This window comes from Flavobacterium sp. ZB4R12 (assembly GCF_048276375.1).
Taxonomy (GTDB): Bacteria; Bacteroidota; Bacteroidia; order Flavobacteriales; family Flavobacteriaceae; genus Flavobacterium; species Flavobacterium gawalongense.
In genome coordinates this window covers 1-3,551 of record NZ_JBLNKS010000040.1, presented here as the reverse complement: position 1 = coordinate 3,551, position 3,551 = coordinate 1, and the positions used below count along the sequence as shown (strand labels likewise).

Genomic DNA, 3,551 nt, shown 5'->3' with positions numbered 1-3,551 from the left:
GCTTTACCAAGCAATGTTGAAGTAGCGATACGTTTGTACCAAGTATCTTGTGTGATTGTACCGTCATTGAAAGTCGCTGATGTAGCCCCACCGATATTGCTAAATCCTGCGACGGCACTAGTTGTGCTGGACTGCCATTGGTAGGTGATAGTACCATCTCCGCTAGCATCTGTTGTGCTAGTGAAGGCCGCCACATCATCGCCTTCGCAGATCGTCTGTGCATTATCGATGCTACCAGGGGTCAGATTGTTCACTGTTATAACCACATCATCAGATACGGTACATGTTGATCCGATGCCACTTATTGGTTTCGTAACTACAGTAAGGCGGAGTGTTGCAGGGCTGCTCGTAACAGTTACATTTGAATTCAGATTTGATGGGTCAGCAATACTAGCTGCACCTGATATTACTGACCAGGTTTTAGAGAAAACATAATAACTTGGACTAGCTACGGCCGATCCCTGAAGCGTATAAGGAGATCCTGAACAAACAGTATCATCATCTCCTGCATCGGCACTTCCGAGGATGAGATTATCAATTTGAAGCGGATTAAAAAAATCCTTAATAGCTGCAGATGAAGAAGTGGAAGTTTTAGATTTAACAAAAATGGTTTTTATTTTAAGGCTAACGCAGGGGTCAATTGCTCCTAATACGGCCGTTAAATTTACAGCCGATTCAATAAATGTGTTGCTAGGATAGGTACCAGTGCCGAACGCACCATAGGATACAGGAACGCTTGCCGTATTTCCTGCGGCATAGACGGAGCCGGCAGGAAGGGAGGCAGAATAGGTTTTGTATTGCCAAACACCGCTAACTTGTTCCCATCTTTGAATGTCGAATTTGGCAACACCGCTTTCGAAATATACCGTCAATAAGAAATCGCCAAATGTTCGGCCTCCAGTTGTGGCAGGAGCTGAAGTTGAAAATCCACCGCTTGTTTTAGTCATGGCAGTTTGAAGGAATTCAAAATCCATATAGGCATTACCGCTATTGCTAAAGCGATCGGCAGCAAAAACAAACCATACATTGCCCGATGCATCTGTAGTTAAATGGATTAGTGCATTATTCATGTCAGTTTTATCGTTGGAAGTACTCGACACCCACGTCCAATCGTTTGGATTATCATCTACCTTATCACCCCCTCCAAATATGTCATCCGATGTGCTATTATATAGATCTGTCAAATGAAACGTAGTTGAAGTATTCAAAGGAGTACCCGAAGCATCAAGTACATTTCCTCCGCTCCCCCCTGTCCCTGGTAACCAGTCCCCCTTATCTACTGTTGGAGTATTTGCCACAAGGTTCCCTTCAATATGGAAACCTCCCGTTGGCGGATTTACTGGTGCAATTCCGGAGGTGATAGAATCTGTAAAAAGGGTTTGAGCACTATAACCGGAAGTAAGTCCCGTTGCGATAAGTGTAAATAATTGCCCAACGTCATGATTCTGAATTACATATTGGTTATTATATATATTTCCAGCGGCATCAGCAGTGGCATATAGATATTCTTCCGGATGTATCAAAGGTGTTTCGGTAAATGTAAGTTTTACCGTTTCACCAGGCTGCCAATTGGTTCCCGTAACAATTACAGTTTCACCTGGTGCGTAATCTGATTTATCGGTTGTTACCGTTGCCGATTGGGCAAATAGTACCGTTGAAAAACTCAAGAAGCATACTAAAAAAAACGTAAATAATTTTGTCGAATGTGTAAAGTTTGATTTCATTTTGATTTGTTTTAAATCGTTAGAAAGTAAGACGATTGTAAATAGCAAAATTCACATCTGAGGGTTGTTGTAGGAGTTGAAGGTCGAATCGCTTTGGCAAGATTTTCAACGTTCAAAATAATAAAATCAATACTTCCGGAATTTTTTTTCAGGAAGTTGATTAATAGATCAAAGGGCATAATTTTTTTGGATTGCAACAGCGTAGTTTGAACTAAACCCGTCCAGGACTTTGGGGCGTCAAATGAAAAATATTTATTACCAACAATCGTGAAGAAGGCCGGTAAAAGGAGGGTAGTTTCTGTTTTCATACGTAGATTTTTATTGCTTTTTATTGGTCATATGTAATTTGCATATCATCATTAGTGTTTACTTCACATTGTTTATATTTTTTGTTGGTGTTCAGTGATGTGCTTCGCAGTTACATCGAGTTTCTTTTATGCTCATTTCATACAATCAAATTTTAATTTATTGTTTGTAATATTGATTTTGTAGTGTTTGTTACCTACAGAATTTAAGAAACTAAAAAATAGGTTTCTCCTAACTATTCAATTTTGATTATTTGGGGATTAATTCAAAATTGATTTCTTGTTGCTGACTACTATATATCAGCCAAATTGATTTTTTACAGAATTTAAAAACTAAAAAATAGGTTTATTATAACTATTCAATTTTGATTATTTGGGGATTAATTCAAAATTGATTTTTTGTTAAAAATTAAAAACAATTGCAATGAAAATTCGTTTGATGTTTAGTTTGGTAATAATACCATTTTAAGTTTGTTTTTACTGGAATAAATAAGCCGTCTGTTTGTCATTGCTTCGCCAGTTCGCTATCGCTCGTGCAATGTCATTAAGTTAAGCTGTTTCAACCGTCACTTCGAGTAATTTTGAACATTAATGCGATAGCTTTAATGTTTAAAATTGTATCGAGAAGCCTTCAAAACGTAAGGGTTCTCGATACTTCGTAAAAATTTTCTGTCGCAAATTATTACTCTCCCGAAGCGTCGGGACGAACTGACGAATCCTTAACTTAATGACATTGATCGCTCGTGTCCGACGAAGCAATGACAAATTTTTAGAAACATACTCCAGTAAATTCTAAACGTAAATGGTATAAATGAGTACTATTTTTCATAATCTTTAATTGTTTAGTTAAAAATAAAATGATTATAATAAATCAAACAAATTGAAATTGTTTGGCTTGCAATGTGGGGTGTAGTGGCATATTTTCTCACAATATAATTTACTTAAAAAGTAGGTTCTTTTAAAATTTATTTAAATGAAGTTTAATTTGTAAATTTTTAATTCACATTTATTGAATCAATCGTAAATTTATATTTCAAAATTAAAGTCTTAAAAATTTAGATATTTCCAAATTTTTTCAGGGATGAAAGATTTCTTTTTTGGGGTTTAAAGAATCTTCTCCTCGTAAGATTAATCAGCTGTTTTTGAGTTGTTTAACAGCTGTTGTTTTATACAATCAAATTTACAAAGAATTAGTAATATTGATTTTTTTTTTCTACCAGTAACCTAAATACTCGTTGAAATGTAATTTTTAATTAAAAAAATTAATTTTTGATTTTAAAACTTTAACATTTGTTTCGTTCTAAACGAAGTTATATCCTAATAATTTAAAATATTTTTAAAAAAAAAGTTAAGGAAGAAAAAAATAACTATTAAAAAGGAGTTAAAAAATATTTTGTTAAAATAGTGGCTGTAGTCTAAAAGAATGTTGTTGAAATAATTTTGTTATATTTAATAAGTTGCGTATTTGTTTAATACATCTTTTGTCCAATTTTGAGATTTTCTAACTCTTTTTACTGGGCAT

Annotated in this window: 2 protein-coding genes; both read right to left on the bottom strand. The window is 34.8% G+C overall.

Features of this window, described 5'->3' with window-relative positions:
* The coding region (locus ACNO7W_RS16235) for a hypothetical protein (RefSeq protein ID WP_417938909.1) at positions 1-1,724 on the bottom strand (1,724 nt) is incomplete at its 3' end.
* A gap of 11 nt (positions 1,725-1,735) precedes the next feature.
* A complete protein-coding gene (locus tag ACNO7W_RS16230) occupies positions 1,736-2,032 on the bottom strand; it encodes a hypothetical protein (protein WP_417938908.1) in 297 nt (98 codons plus the stop codon).
* Positions 2,033-3,551 lie beyond the last annotated feature (1,519 nt).